Here is an 18819-nt window from a genome sequence, read left to right as displayed (position 1 = left end):
TTTCTTTTTTAATTCTTACTGTTCTCCCTGTAAATCTTCCTGCTCTTTGCGGTCAAATTTCTTCTCCAACAACAAATACAGAATTGGTAAAACGATTAACGTCAGTAATGTTGCTGAAACTAATCCTCCAATTACAACGGTTGCCAAAGGCTTTTGTACCTCTGCTCCACCACTTGTTGACAATGCCATTGGTAAAAATCCTAGTGAAGCAACAGCTGCGGTCATTAAAACCGGACGTAATCGGGTTTTGGTACCAATTAAAACTCTTTGCAACGGATCAAGAACTCCTTCTGTTTTGAGCTGATTGAAATACGAAATCAATACAATTCCGTTTAAAACTGCAATTCCAAACAAAGCAATAAAACCAATACCTGCTGAAATACTAAATGGCATTCCGCGCATCCACAGTGCAAAGACTCCACCAATTGCCGATAACGGAATGGCTGTAAAAATCAATCCGGCCTGTTTGAAACTTTTAAAAGTAAAATAAAGCAGCACCAGTATTAATCCCAATGCGATTGGAAGCGCTACTGAAAGTCGTTTAGTGGCTTCAATTAAATTTTCAAACTGACCGCCATAGGTTACGTAGTATCCTGCCGGAAGTTTATAATTCTTATCCAATTTTTGCTGAATTTCCTCCACCACACTTTTTATGTCTCGACCGCGAACGTTTAATCCAACGGTAATTCTACGTTTTCCGTTTTCACGAATTACCTGCACCGGGCCTTGTTCGTACTCCACTGTGGCAACTTGCGAAAGCGGTACCTGCTGTCCGTTAGGAAGTGGTATAAACAAATTGCTCACGTCTGTAATATCTGCGCGATTGTCTTCGTTCATTCGCACAACTACATCAAACCTTTTGCTTTCGTCGTAAATCTTTCCGGCACTTTCACCGGCAAAAGACGAACGTATAATCTGATTGATGTCTGAAATATTCAATCCGTATAAAGCGATTTTATTGTAGTCGTATTTCACCGTAATTTGCGGTAAACCCGTTACTTTATCGGCTTTTAAGTCGCCAATTCCTTCAATACTCTTAATTTTTGAGATTAACTCTGTTGCTTTAGCATCCAGGATCTCCAAATCGTCTCCAAAAATTTTAATGGCGATATCACTACGGCTTCCTGTCATTAGTTCGTTAAATCGCATCTGAATAGGCTGAGAGATCTCGATGTTGGCTCCCGGGATAACTTCCATTTCTGCCTTCATGGCATTCGCTAAATCTTCCCAGTTATCATACTTTCCTTTCCATTCTTTCTTATCCTTCAAAACAATAATCAAATCACCACTTTCGATAGGCATCGGATCGGTTGGAATTTCCCCGCTTCCAATTTTGGTTACGATGGTTTTGATCTCCGGGAACTTGGCTTTTAAGATCTGCTCGTATTTAGTGGTTGTTTCCACCATCTGCGTAAGCGAACTTCCGGTCATGATGGTCGCATTTATAGCCAAATCACCTTCTTCGATGGTAGGGATAAACTCTCCTCCCATTGAATTAAAAATGACCAATCCTAATGCAAATAAACCCAGTGATACTCCTAAAACTATCTTTTTAAACTGTAATGCTTTCTTTAAAAATGGTGTGTAAATCGATTCCAGCCACGCCATCATTCTGTCGCTGAAATTTTCTTTGTGCTCTGTACTTTTAGATAAAAATAAAGCACTCATCATCGGCACATACGTCAAAGAAAGTATAAAGGCTCCGGCAACGGCAAACCCTACTGTCATTGCCATAGGTTTGAACATCTTACCCTCTGTTCCTACTAAAGCCAAAATAGGCAGGTATACGATCAGGATGATAATTTCTCCAAAAGCCGCACTGTTCCTGATTTTGGAAGCCGAATTGTAAACTTCAGCATCCATTTCGTTTTGCGATAGTTCCTTTTTGCGTTTGAGTTTCTGCAGGTGATGCATCGTGGCTTCAACAATAATTACAGCTCCGTCCACGATGATTCCAAAATCGATCGCACCAAGGCTCATTAAATTCCCGCTTACGCCAAAGGCATTCATTAAAATAATGGCAAAAAGCATGGCCAGTGGGATCACAGAAGCTACAATTAAGCCCGCACGGAGATTCCCCAAAAACAAGATCAGTACAAAAATAACGATCAAGGCCCCTTCCAGTAAGTTTTTTGTAACGGTTCCAATAGCGTTATCGACTAATTTTCCTCTGTCGATAAAAGCTTCGGCAACTACACCTTCCGGCAGACTTTTATTGATCTGAATCATTCTCTCGTGTATTCTGTTGACCACTGCACTGGAATTTTCTCCTTTTAGCATCAAAACCATTCCGGAAACAATCTCCCCTTTTCCGTCTTTGGTTGAAGCTCCGTAACGCAAGGCAACACCTTCCCGAACTTCGGCCACATCACGAACCAAAACGGGCGAACCATTTCGGTTTTTAACCACTACGTTTCCTAAGTCTTTCGTTCCCTTTGCCATACCAACACCACGAATGAAGTACGCAAACTGGTCTTTTTCAATATAAGCCCCACCCGTATTTTGATTGTTTTTTTCGAGTGCATCAAAAATTTCTGTAATCGTAACGCCAAGGCTATTTAGCGTATTTGGATTTACAGCAATTTCATATTGTTTCAGTTTTCCACCCCAGGTACTTACATCGGCTACGCCTTTGATACCCTGCAATTGCGGAATGATGATCCAATCCTGAATGGTACGCAGCTTTATAGCGTCGTATTTATCTTCATAGCCTTTTTTGGCATAAACGTCATATTGGTAAATTTCTCCTAAACCGGTGCTGATCGGCGCCAGCTCGGGCGAACCCGCATAGGCAGGAATATTTTCCTCGGCTTGTTTGAGTCGTTGAAATATTTGTTCTCTGGCCCAGTAGATATCAACATCGTCCTCAAAAACTACGGTAACCACCGATAATCCGAAACGCGAAATACTGCGGAGTTCTATGATATCCGGAACGGTCTTTACGGCCTGCTCCAAAGGATATGTAATTAATTGTTCGACTTCCTGACTTGCCAAAGTAGGTGCTGTAGTAATAATTTGCACCTGGTTATTGGTCACATCCGGCAGGGCATCGAGAGGCAATTGTTTGAGTGAATAGCTTCCCCAGGCTATTAATACAAGGGTAAATAGTAGTATAACGAATTTGTTCTTTATACTAAACTGTATGATTTTATCTAACATTTTAATGGTATAATGACGTGAGAAATGAGGCAAAGTATTGCCTATTTTACTGCTGCGGATTAGCCGCAACGCTCTTACCCGAATCCCGATTTGTCGGGGCGGGCATCATTATACTATTTGAGGGGGCTGCCAGATACTTCCGTAGAAATTGGAAGCAAAAACAGAAATGTAATTGGGTAACGGACTTGTGATAATAGAATGCGTGACAGGAAAATCATAACTTGTAAAAGTCTGATAACTTAAAACCTGTGCACCACAACAATTGCACGCACAAAAGGGCGAGCACAAATCATTGTCTTTATCGTGAGAGTGATTTGCTTCAGAAGAAAACTGAGCAGTTTTGTGAGCAGCACTGTTTATTTCCATATCCGCACAGGGCATATTGGAAAGTGCCAGTAAATAAATCGATAATATGATTGTTATCCATTTCACATTGCAAAAATAGTATTTATTTCGATTCCAAAATCTAAATAATTGAATTTGATGTTTCTAAAAAAGACAAATGAGTCAGAAAAAACGGTAAAAATCCCTCTTCCTTCAAAACATACTTTCTTAAAAAAATAGTGTCAGTGAATAGAAATTTTAATTAACCTTAACAATAATTAACATTTTTTTCAGGTTCGCTATTTCAAAGCAAAAAACACCGATCAACCTGTAAAACAAAGACATAAAACACTTAATTTCCGTAAAAACACGCTAGTTCTTAATTTATTTGATGCTGTTTTATTCATTAACAATAATAAATACAAAAATCAAGCAGGAATAAATTACTACTGTCGGTCTTTTTTTTATTCCTTAAAGAAGGATTTTTCAGACATGTTTAGACTAATAAAGCTGCAGGAGTAAAAAATCAACCGTTAAAAAACAGTCCCAATATATCCAACAGATCGCTATACCCAACAGCCAAACTATCTATTGAAAAAGGAAAAGCAGCACAAAAGAGAGCCCCAAAAGAAGCAGAATTGAATAAAATTATTCTTCCCGAAGATGAAGAACCAAAACTCAAAAAATAATCCTCTCACTTCATAATTTAAGCCTTTTTACGGTTTTTAAAGCGTACTCCACGAAAAACGAATACCACCAACCTTTACTCTACTAATTTTTAGAGCATTAGTTCACTCATTTTAACTCTTGCTTTACCCACAAAACAGAAATCTCACAATGAACCCAATTGCTCTAAATTTGAACCTGTAACATGAACTAGGATAAAGTATAATTGTAGAAAATCCGAATCTAATTTTGCTCAATATTTCCAATTTGAATAACACTAAAAAATAAAACACAATTATCTTATTTTAAATTAATTATAAGCTTTATATAAAGTAATAATTTAAAATATAATTCAAACAAAAAAAGCTGCTTTTCAAATAAATCAACTGGTAATTTGAAGTCAACTTCTAACGTTAAAACCACCACAATTTCCCTCTGAAAAACCAAATAATTCGAAAGTACATTTTTAACCTAAACGCAACGATAAAATCAAAAATTAGCCTTTGACATGCTTTTTTTGACAAACACACTTTTTGAGGGACACTTTTCTCTGAAATTTAAAATTCAACCCCGATTTCCTATATCTTTTCAAAATAATATCGTCTTCTAAAACCTACAGAAGTTTTGTTTTAGATAACAACAGCTAAACCACTGGAAATAAAAACAAAACAACAAACAACAAGACAATGTGTCAGGCTTTAAATTAGCCTTTTTGCGCAATATTTTTCAACATTTTTTTTCTCTGAGATATAATTCACCCTGAGATATTTTATTCTTCATTGACATCTTTTTACAATGCCACCGATATGTAATCCCTACGGGATATTTTATCTTGCATTAATCAACATCTATAAATATATAATCTCTCCGAGATATTTTTGCTGTGAGTAAAATGCTGACGCATTTAGAGACGAAATTTTAGCGGAATACTCCGCTAGGAGTAAAATATCAGCAACACTCTCGCTATCCACTTCCTTTGCAGTGAATAAAATGCCGACGCACAGAGATGAAATTTTAGCAGGATACTCCGCCAGGAGTAAAATATCGGTAACACTCACGCCCATCCACTTCCTTTGCCCTGTAGGGGCTAAACAACTATACCTAAAACCAACAAACCCAACATAAGCAATGCCTACAAGACGGGATCCCTCCGAATATTTTTATTGTGAATAAAATACCAACGCACTCAGAGACGAAACTTTAGCGGGATACTCCGCCAGGAGTAAGATATCGGTAACAAAAAAAACTCTTAAGGAAATTAATTCCCTTAAGAGTTTTTTTACCATAAAGATCCAGAGATACAAACCACAAAAACAAAAACCTTTGCAACTCTGTAACTTTGCCCCTTTGCCCCTCTATAAAGAAGCCATATCAATTACAAAACGGTACTTAATATCCCCTTTTAGCAGTCTTTCATAGGCATCATTTACTTCGTTCACACCGATCAGTTCAACATCAGCAGTAATGTTATGTTCAGCGCAAAAATCAAGCATTTCCTGAGTTTCTTTGATTCCGCCAATAGCAGAACCCGCAAAACTTCTTCTCCCTAAAATAAGACTGAACGAAGTCACCGGAAGAGGCTCCATTGGCGCACCAACCAGAGTCAAAGTTCCGTCAACTTTTAGCAAATTCAGATATGCATCGATATTATGTTCTGCCGATACGCAATCCAGAATAAAATTCAGGCTTTTAGCATGTTGCGCCATTTGTTCCGGATCTGTAGACAACACCACCTCATCGGCTCCCAGGCGTTTTGCATCTTCGGTTTTAGACAATGAAGTAGTAAAAACCACCACATGAGCCCCCATAGCTTTCGCTAATTTGATTCCCATATGCCCCAAACCACCAATACCAACAATCCCTATTTTCTGTCCGGGACCAACATTCCAGTGCTTTAATGGCGAATAGGTTGTGATACCCGCACAAAGCAAAGGAGCCACTCCCGCAAGATCCAATTTATCCGAAATATGAAGTACATAATTTTCATCTACCACTATACTTTGAGAGTACCCGCCAAACGTTTGCCCGCCTAAATGAGTATCCGGAGAGTTAAACGTTAAAGTACTTCCGGCATCACAAAATTGCTCTAAATCGCCTTTGCAATGCTCACATTCTCTGCAAGAGTCAACCATACAGCCTACTCCAGCCAGGTCACCAACCTTGAAGTTTTTTACATGATCTCCTACTTTTGTAACCCTTCCCACAATCTCATGCCCCGGAACGATCGGGTATACTGTACCATGCCATTCGTTTCTGGCCGAATGCAGATCGGAATGACAAATTCCGCAGTATAAAATTTCTATTTCAACATCATGAGCCAATACCGCTCTGCGTTGAATGTCTAAGGTTTGCAACAGCGCGTCTGCCGCCTCTGTACCAAAGGCTTTTATGTTTTTTACTTCCATTTTTTATTGTTTTTTTTAGTTTTATTTGTTTTAGGTTTCAAGTTTCAGGTTTCAAGTTTCAGGTTTCACATAATCAAAACACAGCTCTTCCCATTCAGAATTTTCTAATTATCTAATTACCCAATTATCTAATTAAATCACTTCCCATAACTGTAATATTCCTCATCGGTTACGCTATCGAGCCAGATTCCGGTTCCTTTATCGATTTCAGTAATAATAGCAATGTGCGAAAACGAACTAAAGGGTGTCGCCCCGTACCAGTGCTCGATTCCCGGCAGAATGGTAACCACTTCGTCTTTATGAAGCAATTGAACTGCCTTGCCTTTTTCCTGAAAATAACCAATTCCGTTTGTAGCAATAAACAACTGTAACGTTGGATTAACATGCCAATTACATCTCGATCCGGGTTCAAAAGAAACCTCTTTAATAACCGTATTATCAGGATGAATGTTGCTGGTTTGTTTTTTATACGAAACATCGCCAGTCATATAAGTATTAGGGATTTTCCCCTCTTCAATAACAGAAGTATAAAGTGTTGACATAAAATTGATTTTTTTGAGATTGATTTCTTATTTAAAATGATCCGGCAAAAGCTACTGCCTTTAAGTGTCGGATACCACAATACCTGCCTTAAGCCATTTAAGACTAAAGCAATCCGCAGAAGCTAAATCTTCTTTAGGCAAAACGGTTGTAACAAATTGATTCTCTGAAGTATTCATAATTATTTGCTTTTTTACCACCAGTTTAAACTAAATCATGAAAGCGGGAATGTGCTTTGTGAAGTATTATTTAGCTTATTGAAAACTGATTAATGATTAATACTACTTATTTCAATGCAAATCTACAGCGGTAAAGAGGCAGTGCGATAACAATAATCAAACAAAAAATTAAGAATATGAAACAATTTACACTCTGAGTGATTTTGGAATTGTTCCTGTGATTCTTTTAAAGTAATTATTAAAATAACTTGGATATTCAAATCCCAGCGAATATCCGATATCCGAAATACTCCAGTCGGTATGTTGCAGCAAAGCTTTGGCTTCACCCACAATTCGCTCTGAAATATGAGCTGTGGTAGGCTTTCCGGTAACTTCTTTCACCGAACGATTCAAATGATTCACATGAACAGCGAGGCTTTGTGCGTAGTCCTGTGGTGTCTTTAATGCCAATGGCTCATTTTTGGTTTCTATTGGAAACTGTCTTTCCAACAACTCTAAAAATAACGAAGTAATTCTGGAAGAAGCATTTCTGGGTTTAAAGAAATTCTCAGAAGGCTGCATTTTCATCGATTCATGCAAAATCAAATTGATATAATTGCGAATCAAATCGTCTTTGAATATATAATCTGTCTCCTGTTCTTCAATCATTTTCTGAAACAAAGAATCTATAAACACCTTTTGATCAGCCGATAATGAAAAAATAGGCGTACCACCAATTTTAAACAGAGGCGATTCATGAAGGCTTTCCGAACGGTCTTTTACCTTCAGAAAATCTTCGGTAAAAACACAGGCATACCCTTCATAAGAAGGCGAAATGATTTCCCAGGAGTACGGAATATGCGGATTTCCGAAAAACAAAATCGTTCCGTCCGTCTCAATTCCCCTGTCTGCATAGTGAATAAAACTCTTGCTGGTATTAATGCAAATCTTGTAAAAATCCCTGCGATTGTAAGTCGGAATCTTGCTCACATCGCCGTTTACTTCATATACTTTAAAACCTTTTAGCTTTAAATCACTAATCCCAAGTTCTGAACCCTGTTCCTCTAGTTGTTCTTTCATGCTGCAAAGTTATGAAAATCAAACAAACAATGTTGAAGTTGTTTTTTTTGTTTCAAGTTTCAAGTTTCAGGTTTCAGGTTTCAGGTTTCAGGTTGAAACCAGTTTTGTGGTGAAATTGCTAAAGTTCAATTTTGTTAGCCCGCTGTTTAAAAAAACGGCTGTTTCTTATTTCACAATCAAATCTCAACCATCAGGCATTTATTTTTCATGAAAAAAGTTTGTTATTTTATACCAATCGGTATATATTTGTGTTCTTATTTTGAATTCTCATGAGTAAAGCCGAAAAAACCAAACAATTTATTATAGAAAAAACTGCTCCTATTTTCAATATGAAAGGGTACAGCGGCACTTCTATGAGCGATATTACCGAAGCTACGGGACTTACAAAAGGAAGCATTTACGGTAACTTTGAGAACAAAGACGAAGTAGCTCTGGCCGCTTTTAAATTCAATGTAAAAAAACTTCAGGATGCTTTTACACAGGAAATCGAAAAGCAAACGACTTTTAAAGACAAATTACTCGTTTATCCAAGGCTCTACTCCGATTATTATAAGTTAAGAATCACTCAGGGTGGATGCCCTATCATCAATACTGCCACCGAAGCTGACGATACGCATCCAGTGCTTCGAAAAAAGGTCGAAAGTATAATTCTGGCATGGAAAGATAAGCTGGTCTATTTTATTGAGCAAGGCATCGCTGCGGGAGAATTTAAAGGGGAATCCATAGATCCGGAAAAAACCGCCCTAACCATCATTGCTATTATCGAGGGTGCCGTCATGATTTCTAAAATAACAGGCGACCTGTCGAATTTATCTACTATTATGCTTTCACTCAAAAAGATAATCGATGACTTAGAATAAAGTCAATAAAACAACAGTCCTTTTTTTTAACCAAAAATATACCGATCGGTATAAAATATTGTTCTATGACACCTTTAAACCGAAAACTGCTCATTCTGACCGTCATACTAGCTGCCATTATGGAATTAATTGACATATCGATTGTAAATGTTGCGCTTTCGCACATGAGCGGAAATCTGGGCGCTACGCTCGAAGACACCTCATGGGTGATAACTGCTTATGCCATTGCCAATGTGATTATCATACCCATTACAAGCTTTCTAAGCGCCAATCTCGGGCGACGCAACTATTATATCGGTTCTGTTGTTTTGTTTACGTTCTGTTCTTTTATGTGCGGACATTCCTCTAACATCTGGATGCTCGTTTTTTTCAGGTTCTTTCAGGGAATTGGTGGTGGTGCTTTGTTATCCATCTCACAAGTTGTGGTTTTCGAACTTTTCCCCAAAGACAAACAATCGACAGCCGGAGCTTTATTTGGAGCCGGAATTTTCATCGGTCCCACTATTGGCCCTACACTGGGCGGTTACATAACCGAAAATTACGATTGGCCCTGGATCTTTCTCATCAATGTTCCGATTGGAATTCTCGTAATGATCTCCTGTTACTTTTTGCTGCAGGAACCGCCTGTAAAACCGGAAATCACTAAGGTCGACTGGACTGGCATTGCTTTACTTGCCATAGGAGTTGGGGCTTTACAAACAGTTCTCGAACGAGGCGAAGTTGAAGACTGGTTTGAAACCCGCTATATCGTCGTTCTCACTGTTATTGCCGTCACAAGCCTCCTATTTTTTATTTACTGGGAACTTACGGTCGAAAAACCCGTCGTAAACCTTCGGGTCCTTAAAAGTAAATCTTTAAGTATTGCCGCGATCCTGACTTTTGTAACCGGATTTGGTATGTTTATTTCTATCTATATCAGTCCGGTTGTCGCGCAACGTTTATTGAGTTTCTCCCCTTACCAAACCGGATTACTTCTATTGCCGGGGGCGCTATTTGCCTTACTGGCCTTAAAAATGTGCGGAACCTTGCTGCAAAAAGGCGTTTCGCCGGTACTTATTATCGCAACCGGATTTCTTTTGTTTATTTATTTCAACTGGAGAATGTCCGGAATGACTTTAAACACTAGTGCCGCCGAAGTGGCAACTTCCTTGATTTTTCGTGCGTTGGGCATGGCTTTACTTACTGTTCCGCTTACCATGTTAGCCGTCTCCTCTTTAGACGACAAAGATGTTGGTCAGGGTGCCGCTTTGAATAATATGATGCGACAGCTGGGCGGTTCTTTTGGTGTTTCGATCATCAATACATATGTTGCACATCGATTTGCAGCACACCGAAACGAACTAATTTCGACAGTTACCCCCGACAACACCATAGCAATGGACCGTATAAATGCTTACATCAGGTATTTTCAAAGCAGAGGTTTTGCTTATAATGAGGCTAAATTTAAAGCGCTCCGACTTATGGAGAATGTTGTTTTAAGACAATCTTCTTTATTGAGTTATCGCGATGCTTTTTTCCTTGTTGGATTGTTCTTTGTAGTAACCTTACCTCTTCTTTTATTTGTAATGAATAAATCGAAAAAAAGAAAAACCGATCTCATGCTCTCCGATCACTAAAAAGAGCGCTTTCTTTCTGACAAACAAGCTTGTACGGCCTTTTCCTAAAATTTAGAATCATTCTATTGCCTCTCTTTTATCAAATCATTTTGTTTTGGTGTAATTTTATATTGAAATTAACCTTAAAGTAAAACACAGCTAATAATATGAGTGTTATTAAAGATGAAAATAAGCTTATTAGCACCATTAAACGCGTTGATCAGAAAATCGACAAACTTAATGACCAAAAGATTATTGCCTTTTTTGAAGCTCTTGGGCTGACTGAAAGAGCAGATGTGCCTAAAAATTTCCTGGAATGGGAAACAATTCTTATCGTTGTCCCGGACCGCCATATTTCTCACGAATTAAAGTATTACAAATACTCTATCGCGAGGCTTTCCTTTGTGACCAATCCAAATGCTACTGAAATTCATATTTTTGATTTCACTGAATGGAAAAAAATCACCCAAAACAAAACACAATTTCAAGTCAGAGAATTGTTAAAGAATAATTTTGGCGGAGTCCGTAATCACGAGGACAGATTGAATTAAGTACATAAATTCATTTCAGCTTCAAGTTAGCATCTAAGTTATAAAACCTTTGTCAATGCTATGTTTTGACAAAGGTTTTGTTTTCAGAACTGTACTACCAGTCTCTTTTAATTTCAAAAATCCTGAGAAACTTTTTCTCTAATTTCTTCCGCTTTCTTTCTTCTTTCCATCTGGAATAGAAAATGGTAAAAAGTAAAAACAAATTCACAATAGTAGAAGCTCTCCTAAGCCCTTTTGCAAATAGAACAAAAAACAAGTTAATTGCAATTATAGCAACTAGAGGTGAATATTTCACCCAGAACAATTGAATTTTACTATTTGGCTCAATCGTATAAGCTACTTTAAGTCTGTTATCAACATTTTTGTAGCTTCCTTTTACAACAAAACAGGTAGGAGATGTTGCCGAATTTATGGTCAAACGAAAACTTTTATCATCAAAAAGACCATAAAAAGGCTTTAATTCGCCAAATCTCGGAAATATTCTCAAGGGACTGAATTTTACTTTCAAAGAACCAATTTCAGTATTGTTTTTTAATCTTGCTCTAAATTCAGCTATACTTAACTTTGATTCCATTCAATCCATTTTATATTCTTTCCGCATATTCTTTCTCCAAACAATACTATTCTCAAAGCTTCTATTTTTACTGAGCAGTAAGTAAGCTTTTCAACATTTCATTCAACGCATTTCCATGAATGTTTTTTGCCAGTATGATTCCGTTTTTATCAATCAGAAAGTTTAAAGGCACCGCTTGAAGCATATAATCGCTCGCGGCAGGAGAACTCCAGTATTTTAAGTCACTCACCTGTGTCCATGTCAATTTTTGTTTGGCAATGGCTCCCAGCCAAAGTGCTTTTTTCGTGTCCATAGAAACGCTGTAAATCGAAAACTTGCCGGAATAGGTGTTGTACAATTTTAGCAATTCAGGCTGCTCTTTGATACAAGGGCCACACCACGATGCCCAAAAGTCAACTAAAACAAATTCTCCTCTTAAAGAAGAAAGTGCAACATTATTTCCTTTTGCATCCGGTAGGTCAATTTCCGGAGCAATGTCTCCAACATCAGTTCCTACAACCTGAGCTTTAGAACTCGTGGCAACACAGCATAGGAAACCTAGAATAAGTAGTGTTTTTTTCATAATCATTATGGATAAATTTGGGGTTATTCTCTTTAAAAAGTCTCTCCAAAACCCAAGAATCACTGAACATCTTCTATTATAAATTCTGTAATCCCGGGCTAAGAAAATACGATCATAAGTCAAAACAAATATAAATACTTCTGCTGCAAATTACCTCCCCTGTTCTTAAAATTATGCTAAATAACTTTCTTTAAATTGGTATATCGGGAAAAGTCGATATATTTGCTGCATGGAAGCGATAGAAATTTTTAAAGCATTGTCAAACAAGTCCAGATTACAAATGCTGGAATGGCTAAAAGAGCCCGAAATTAACTTTCCGGATCAGCTCCAGCACTCCGGATTTGAACATGGAGTTTGTGTGGGCCAAATACAGGCCAAAGCCGGACTAACCCAATCCACAGTATCCGAATACCTGTCTATTTTACAGCGCGCTGGTTTTATCGAGGCCAAACGTGTTGGGCAATGGACTTATTATAAACGCAACGAAGGTGCCTTTGAAGCACTCAGTAAATTAATTCAATCTAATTTGTAAATTACTATGAGTACAAACAACCTGTTTTCGCCATTTAACTTAAAAACGTTAAATCTTAAAAACCGAATCGTAATGGCGCCTATGACGCGCTCCTTTTCTCCAAACGGAGTTCCAACTGACGAAGTAGCTTCTTACTACCAAAAAAGAGCTGAAGGTGAAGTTGGATTAATATTATCCGAAGGAACTGTTATTGACAGACCTTCGTCTTCAAACGACGCAAATGTTCCTCATTTTTATGGCGATAAAGCCTTAAACGGATGGAAAAAAGTAATCGAAGAAGTACATACAGCCGGTGGTCAGATGGGACCGCAAATCTGGCATATGGGAATTATGGACAATCATCATTCAGGCTGGATTCCTCCTACACCTTTTGAAGGTCCGTCAGGTTTAAACCGACCAGATTTTAGCAACGGAAACACCATGTCAGAAAAAGACATTGAAGATACTATTATTGCTTTCGGAAAAGCAGCTGCCGACGCTAAAAGACTTGGTTTTGATACCATCGAAATTCATGGGGCACACGGTTATTTAATTGACCAGTTTTTCAGAGCCGAAACCAATTTACGTACTGATCTTTATGGTGGAAAAACACTACCGGAACGCAGCCGATTTGCTATTGAAGTGGTAAAAGAAATCAGAAGACAAGTTGGTAACGATTTTGCTGTGATTATGAGATTTTCTCAGTTTAAACCTTCTGATTACAATTATAAACTGGCTAAAAACCCACAGGAATTAGAGGCCTGGCTTAACCCTATCGTGGATGCCGGAGTAGATATTTTACACTGTTCTCAACGTCGTTTTTGGGAACCTGAATTTGAAGAGTCTGATTTGAATTTTGCAGGCTGGGCTAAAAAAGTTACCGGAGCACCAACTATTACAGTAGGTTCTGTTGGACTTTCAAGCGATTTCTTTGGCGCTTTTGCAGGAGAAAGTTCAGAACCAACTTCTCTAGAAGAATTAAACAGACGTTTCGACAGAGGCGATTTTGATTTGGTTGCCGTAGGAAGACCTCTTTTATCTGACCCAAACTGGGTGGCAAAAATCAAAGCAGGACATACGGATCAATTAAAAGGTTTTAGCAAAGAAGCTTTAGGGCAATTGGTTTTAGAATAATATTAGGGACAAAGATTCAAAGGGACAAAGTTGCAAAGATTTTTCCTCTTTGAGCATTTTTCCAAGAACTCTTACAAATCAAAAAAGGGATGAAAACAATATTGTTTTCATCCCTTTTTTATTTAGGTTCAAAGGTTCGGCCTCTGTCCCTTTGAACCTTTGTAACTTTGAACCTCTTTTTAAGAAACTTTTCTTTTTTGAAATTTGTTCTGAAGCCAGTTGCGAACAGGTTCGTCATAAAATTTAAGACACAGGTAAGCTATTGCAATACTCGAAATTAAAACACCAATTCCGACCACATAACCATCCTTTAACGGAATTTTGTTTTCGAATACCCAAGCCATGTAGCAATAAATTAAGGGATAATGTATAATATAAATTGGATACGAAATGTCTCCCAAAGCCTTGCAAATTTTAAGCGATAACGGATTTTTGATCTCTCCTCCCGCTCCTATAGCCACGATTAACGGGAACAAAAGTATGATACAAACCGACTCATACAAACCATTCATCCACAAACTGTTTTCATCACCAAGTCTTGGAATGCTAAAAATAAGGATAATCAAAACGCTGCAAACCCAAAAGGCACCTTTGATATGAATCAGTTTTCCCAAACGGGAAAGTAAAACTCCTGCAAAGAAAGGATACAACAAGCGGGTAAATCCAACATACAATTCCTGCATCGTCAATGACCAACCGCCAATAACATCTCCTTTGGGGCCAAATACGGTATATTGAACGAGCATTCCGGCAAAAACCAACACTAGAAAGCCCAGTACTTTATTTGAAAATTTGCGGAAGAATAACGCATACAGGATATTGGCAATATATTCGAAGAAAAGGGACCATGCCGGCCCGTTAAGCGGAAACGTTTCACCCCAGCCTCTAATTTCCATTGATGGCGGAAGCGGTATCAGTACAAAACCGGCCAGCATCACCAAAATTAGTTTCCAGACTGGCATTGTGGCAATTTGAGGAAAAGCGACATTCGAAGCCTGAAGGTAATAAAGCAGTGCTCCAATGACCATTCCCATAATAACCATGGGCTGCAAGCGGATTAAACGTCGTTTGTAAAATTCCCATTGTGACATTTTCTCCCAGCGATCGTCGTAGGCATAGGCCACCACGAATCCTGATAAAAGAAAAAAGAAATCGACAGCCAGATAACCATGATTCATAAGCTGTTTGAATCGGCTTCCTTCATTAAAAGCTTCGAAGGCGTGAAAAATAACGACTAAAATTGCGGCTACCCCACGTAAGCCGTCTAAAATTTCATAATGTTTTTTGGGTTTAATTTCCATTGAACTTGAATTCATAAAATAGTTTTGGTTGTTAAAAGGTTAGATAATTTTTTGGTGGAAGCTAAAATAACGATATTTCCCTAACAGGCTGGCGGATTGGACCTTGTAATCCTAAAGAAAGACTGGTTATTTGTTACAATAATTACAGTAAATCTTAAGAGGGTAAGAAAAATCCTTTATTCCTTCATTTCCAGCTGAAATTTGGAATTTGAACTCTTAGAAAATTGGTTTTTAACGCTACTATTCCTGGTGGTTTTTAAGCCATTCCAGTCTGCGTTGGTCCGGTAAATGGGTTACTTTAAAATTTTCGAATTTGGCTTCAAAACCTTTTCCGTCAGGTGATGCTGCCATCAGACCTACCATAACCGGAGTATTGTCCTGCAAAGGTGCATTTCTGGTCAAAATATAGTTTTTATCATCATACGAAAAGAAGACTTCAACGGCGTCCAGTCTTCTCACCACTTTTATCCATACAAATGGTGGTGCTTTCTCTAAAGTGGTCACGCTCCAATCACTTTTATCGTGTGTGACAACGGTGCTGATATTAAACTTCCCATCTACAAATTCAACTCCGGTTTTGATGTAATTTTTTTCATCTATACGAAGCATGAGTCCCATTTGGTCAAAACGGGCAATGTAATTGCCGGTTAACTTTACTTTGGCTTCAAATTCTCCTCCGTAGGTCGCATAATAAAACGGTGCATCGTCAACGGTAAAACCATAATGCGAAATGCGCCAATAATCACTATTTGCTGTGACATTCATGATCAAAGCATTGTTTTTAATTTCCCATTTTTCAGGTTCGTTAAACCATTGCATTTTGTTCAGGCTTTGTGCCGAAAGATTTTGCGCTAAAAACAAAGTGATGGCACCTAGTATAATTTTTTTCATAGTAGTATTTTAAGTAATAGACTTTTTATTTGACTTATTGGGTAAAATTCATATTAAGACATAAAAAAACATTGGCAGTATTCCTAAAAGTAAAGCTGCAAATTTTTACACTTGCAGCTTTACAACCAACCATTTTTAGAAACATGAAATTATTGAAGTGAGAAATTCACTTTAGATTTTATAGCCGTAGAAGATGCTCCAATGATTGCTTCAAAAGCTCCCGGTTCAGCCACCCAGTCGTGTTTTTTATCGTCAAAAAAGCTAAGTGCTGTTTTATCGATGGTAAAAGTCACTGTTTTTTCTTCTCCCGCCTGAAGCGAAATTTTCTCGAAGCCTTTTAATTCCTTAATCGGACGCGGTAATGAAGATTTTAAATCGCTGATGTATAGTTGAACTACTTCTGAACCTTCTCTTGTTCCGGTATTTTTAACTTTTACCGAAAAAGTGATCTGATCTCCGGCTCCCATTTGTTTTTTATCGGCGGTTACTTTTCCGTACTGAAAAGTAGTATAACTCAAACCATGACCAAAAGAGAATAATGGTTTTGCTTTTTGTTTGTCGGCCCAACGGTAGCCAACAAAAATGCTTTCTTTGTAGGTTACATCCTCACCACCCGGAAATTCACCTAATGCATGAGCTCCGTTATCGGATAATTTTACAGGAAAAGTAAACGATAATTTCCCTGAAGGATTTACATCTCCTACCAAAACAGCGGCTAAAGCATTTCCGGCTTCTGTACCTAAAAACCAGCCCTGTACAATTCCCGGAACTTCTTTTACCCATGGCATTGCCACTGCATTTCCTGAAATATTTACAAAAACGATGTTTTTATTTACTTTAACCAACTCTGTTATCAGCTGATCCTGACCATAAGAAAGGCCTAAATCCAGACGATCGTAACCTTCAGCATCCTGTTTGTCACTTTTATTGGTACCTCCTATAAAAAGAACTACATCGGCATCCTTCGCTACTTTTAAAGCCTCAGCGGTTAACTCGGCAGCAGAGCGTTTGTCTTCAAGACTTACTTTTGCCACTACGCCATTGTAGTTACTTGTTGGATCACCAACATATCCACGGGCATAAACAATTTCGGCCTGATTCCCGATTCTTTTCTTTAATCCTTCCAACGGCGTAATTTCGTATCTGGCTTTCAATGAAGAACTTCCTCCTCCAACGGTCATCATTTTGATAGCATTCTCTCCAATCACCGCAATTTTCTTTGTTTTAGAGAGATTGATTGGCAGGATGTTATTGTTGTTTTGAAGCAATACAATACCTTCCTCGGCAATTTTCAAACCTGCTTTGGCGTGTTCTTCTGTTCCAAAAGAACCAAAAGGTCTGTTTTTATTCATTGTAGTTAAAAATGACAAACGCAAAATACGACGTACCTTTTCGTCTAATTCTTTTGTTCCCACTTCGCCTTTTGCAATCATATTTGAATAGGGTTTTGCCAAAAAGTAATTATCGTAGGCATTGCTGGTTCCCCATGAAAGTCCGTTTGTCCAGGAACCAAATTCCATATCCAAACCATTATAAATCGCTTGTTTGGTATCATGCACTCCACCCCAATCAGACACTACAACTCCTTTGAAACCCCATTCTTTTCGAAGAATATCGTTTAATAAAAATTCGTTATGGCAGCAGTGTTGTCCTTTATATTTATTGTAGGAACCCATAATTGCCCAAGCATCTCCTTCCTGAACCGCAGCTTTAAAAGCCGGTAGGTAAATCTCGTACAAAGCGCGATCGTCAACAATTACATTAACCGAATTACGCCCTGTTTCCTGATTGTTTAAGGCAAAATGTTTTACGCAGGCAGCCACTCCGTTTGCTTGTACTCCTTTAATATAAGGAACCACCATTTTTGAGGTCAGAAAAGGATCTTCTCCCATGTATTCGAAATTTCGGCCGTTTAATGGTGATCTGTAGATGTTAACGCCTGGCCCTAATAGTACATTTTTGTTACGGTAACGTGCTTCTTCTCCTATCGATTTTCCATACAGTGAAGACAACTCTTTGTTCCAGGTGGCAGAAAGCGCAGTTAAAGCCGGGAAAGCAATACAGGAATCATTGGTCCATCCTGCCTGATCCCACTCGTCCCATAACACTTCGGTACGAATTCCGTGTGGTCCGTCAGTCATCCAGTTTTCCGGAATTCCCAAACGAGGCACACCCGGTGAGCTGAATTTTGACTGTGCATGGATCATGGCAATTTTCTCATCGGTTGTCATTCTCGCAAGCGCATCCTCCACACGCTCATTAATCGATTTTTTATCATCTAAATAAACCGGAATTTTATGCTGTGCATGTGCACCGACAGCACCCAACAATAGTAAAACAACAATTGTTTTAACGTTTTTAAACATAACTATAAATTTATTAAAGCATTTAATTGACCATCTAAAGAAAGTAGAAGTAGTCTCTCTCTTTTTAAGAATACTGTAAAGCTAAAACGTTATAGTTCGTGTTGGATTTTTAAATGAAAAAAAGTAGCAAAATAAAAAACTA

At 38.2% G+C, this 18819-nt stretch carries 15 protein-coding genes; 5 read left to right on the top strand and 10 right to left on the bottom strand.

The window, feature by feature from the left end; genetic code table 11:
- Positions 1–15 precede the first annotated feature (15 nt).
- The 5 genes from OLM61_RS16635 to OLM61_RS16615 form a co-directional block, all read right to left on the bottom strand.
- A complete protein-coding gene (locus OLM61_RS16635) occupies positions 16–3159 on the bottom strand; it encodes an efflux RND transporter permease subunit (protein WP_264523727.1) in 3144 nt (1047 codons plus the stop codon).
- Positions 3160–3267: 108 nt separating this feature from the next.
- Complete coding sequence (locus tag OLM61_RS16630) at positions 3268–3591, bottom strand: DUF6660 family protein (protein WP_264523726.1); 324 nt, start codon at positions 3589–3591, stop codon at positions 3268–3270.
- A gap of 1913 nt (positions 3592–5504) precedes the next feature.
- Entirely contained in the window at positions 5505–6554 is a 1050-nt protein-coding gene (locus OLM61_RS16625; RefSeq protein ID WP_264523725.1) for an NAD(P)-dependent alcohol dehydrogenase, read from the bottom strand.
- A 137-nt stretch (positions 6555–6691) separates the two neighbouring features.
- Positions 6692–7096, bottom strand: coding sequence for a cupin domain-containing protein (locus tag OLM61_RS16620; protein ID WP_264523724.1), 405 nt, complete (start codon positions 7094–7096; stop codon positions 6692–6694).
- Positions 7097–7459: 363 nt separating this feature from the next.
- Positions 7460–8332, bottom strand: coding sequence for a helix-turn-helix domain-containing protein (locus tag OLM61_RS16615; protein WP_264523723.1), 873 nt, complete (start codon positions 8330–8332; stop codon positions 7460–7462).
- Between the two features lie 269 nt (positions 8333–8601).
- Here OLM61_RS16615 and OLM61_RS16610 point away from each other — a divergent pair, with 269 nt between their 5' ends.
- From OLM61_RS16610 to OLM61_RS16600, 3 genes are all read left to right on the top strand, one after another.
- Positions 8602–9192 (top strand): TetR/AcrR family transcriptional regulator, encoded by a 591-nt coding sequence (locus OLM61_RS16610; RefSeq protein WP_264523722.1) that lies wholly within the window; start codon positions 8602–8604, stop codon positions 9190–9192.
- Positions 9193–9257: 65 nt separating this feature from the next.
- Positions 9258–10808, top strand: a complete 1551-nt coding sequence (locus tag OLM61_RS16605; protein WP_264523721.1) for a DHA2 family efflux MFS transporter permease subunit — start codon at positions 9258–9260, stop codon at positions 10806–10808.
- A gap of 146 nt (positions 10809–10954) precedes the next feature.
- A complete protein-coding gene (locus OLM61_RS16600; RefSeq protein WP_264523720.1) occupies positions 10955–11338 on the top strand; it encodes a hypothetical protein in 384 nt (127 codons plus the stop codon).
- 94 nt (positions 11339–11432) lie between these two features.
- Here OLM61_RS16600 and OLM61_RS16595 read toward each other — a convergent pair whose 3' ends face one another.
- Together OLM61_RS16595 and OLM61_RS16590 are read right to left on the bottom strand one after the other, a co-directional pair.
- The gene (locus OLM61_RS16595) at positions 11433–11912 is read right to left on the bottom strand and encodes a hypothetical protein (RefSeq protein ID WP_264523719.1); all 480 of its coding nucleotides are present in this window, start codon (positions 11910–11912) and stop codon (positions 11433–11435) included.
- A gap of 67 nt (positions 11913–11979) precedes the next feature.
- Positions 11980–12474, bottom strand: coding sequence for a TlpA family protein disulfide reductase (locus tag OLM61_RS16590; protein ID WP_264523718.1), 495 nt, complete (start codon positions 12472–12474; stop codon positions 11980–11982).
- Between the two features lie 229 nt (positions 12475–12703).
- Between OLM61_RS16590 and OLM61_RS16585 the strand changes: the two genes are divergently transcribed.
- Both OLM61_RS16585 and OLM61_RS16580 read left to right on the top strand, forming a co-directional pair.
- Positions 12704–13006 (top strand): ArsR/SmtB family transcription factor, encoded by a 303-nt coding sequence (locus tag OLM61_RS16585; RefSeq protein ID WP_264523717.1) that lies wholly within the window; start codon positions 12704–12706, stop codon positions 13004–13006.
- A gap of 6 nt (positions 13007–13012) precedes the next feature.
- Complete coding sequence (locus OLM61_RS16580; protein ID WP_264523716.1) at positions 13013–14119, top strand: NADH:flavin oxidoreductase; 1107 nt, start codon at positions 13013–13015, stop codon at positions 14117–14119.
- Positions 14120–14298: 179 nt separating this feature from the next.
- Here OLM61_RS16580 and OLM61_RS16575 read toward each other — a convergent pair whose 3' ends face one another.
- From OLM61_RS16575 to OLM61_RS16565, 3 genes are all read right to left on the bottom strand, one after another.
- Positions 14299–15435, bottom strand: a complete 1137-nt coding sequence (locus OLM61_RS16575; protein WP_264523715.1) for an acyltransferase family protein — start codon at positions 15433–15435, stop codon at positions 14299–14301.
- 225 nt (positions 15436–15660) lie between these two features.
- The gene (locus OLM61_RS16570) at positions 15661–16311 is read right to left on the bottom strand and encodes a DUF1349 domain-containing protein (RefSeq protein ID WP_264523714.1); all 651 of its coding nucleotides are present in this window, start codon (positions 16309–16311) and stop codon (positions 15661–15663) included.
- Between the two features lie 149 nt (positions 16312–16460).
- Entirely contained in the window at positions 16461–18677 is a 2217-nt protein-coding gene (locus tag OLM61_RS16565; protein WP_264523713.1) for a glycoside hydrolase family 3 C-terminal domain-containing protein, read from the bottom strand.
- Between the last annotated feature and the right edge of the window lie 142 nt (positions 18678–18819).

The sequence above is a fragment of the Flavobacterium sp. N502536 genome (assembly GCF_025947345.1).
GTDB lineage: Bacteria > Bacteroidota > Bacteroidia > Flavobacteriales > Flavobacteriaceae > Flavobacterium.
Note: the sequence above shows the minus strand (reverse complement) of the source record. Positions and strands in the feature narration are given on the sequence as shown.

Bases quoted from the DNA above. Each gene is read 5' to 3' on its own strand.
- OLM61_RS16625 (WP_264523725.1), bottom strand. From the start codon at position 6,554: ATGGAAGTAAAAAACATAAAAGCCTTTGGTACAGAGGCGGCAGACGCG.
- OLM61_RS16595 (WP_264523719.1), bottom strand. From the start codon at position 11,912: ATGGAATCAAAGTTAAGTATAGCTGAATTTAGAGCAAGATTAAAAAAC.
- OLM61_RS16570 (WP_264523714.1), bottom strand. From the start codon at position 16,311: ATGAAAAAAATTATACTAGGTGCCATCACTTTGTTTTTAGCGCAAAAT.
- OLM61_RS16605 (WP_264523721.1), top strand. From the start codon at position 9,258: ATGACACCTTTAAACCGAAAACTGCTCATTCTGACCGTCATACTAGCT.
- OLM61_RS16575 (WP_264523715.1), bottom strand. From the start codon at position 15,435: ATGAATTCAAGTTCAATGGAAATTAAACCCAAAAAACATTATGAAATT.
- OLM61_RS16610 (WP_264523722.1), top strand. From the start codon at position 8,602: ATGAGTAAAGCCGAAAAAACCAAACAATTTATTATAGAAAAAACTGCT.
- OLM61_RS16565 (WP_264523713.1), bottom strand. From the start codon at position 18,677: ATGTTTAAAAACGTTAAAACAATTGTTGTTTTACTATTGTTGGGTGCT.
- OLM61_RS16635 (WP_264523727.1), bottom strand. From the start codon at position 3,159: ATGTTAGATAAAATCATACAGTTTAGTATAAAGAACAAATTCGTTATA.
- OLM61_RS16580 (WP_264523716.1), top strand. From the start codon at position 13,013: ATGAGTACAAACAACCTGTTTTCGCCATTTAACTTAAAAACGTTAAAT.
- OLM61_RS16600 (WP_264523720.1), top strand. From the start codon at position 10,955: ATGAGTGTTATTAAAGATGAAAATAAGCTTATTAGCACCATTAAACGC.
- OLM61_RS16615 (WP_264523723.1), bottom strand. From the start codon at position 8,332: ATGAAAGAACAACTAGAGGAACAGGGTTCAGAACTTGGGATTAGTGAT.
- OLM61_RS16585 (WP_264523717.1), top strand. From the start codon at position 12,704: ATGGAAGCGATAGAAATTTTTAAAGCATTGTCAAACAAGTCCAGATTA.
- OLM61_RS16620 (WP_264523724.1), bottom strand. From the start codon at position 7,096: ATGTCAACACTTTATACTTCTGTTATTGAAGAGGGGAAAATCCCTAAT.
- OLM61_RS16590 (WP_264523718.1), bottom strand. From the start codon at position 12,474: ATGAAAAAAACACTACTTATTCTAGGTTTCCTATGCTGTGTTGCCACG.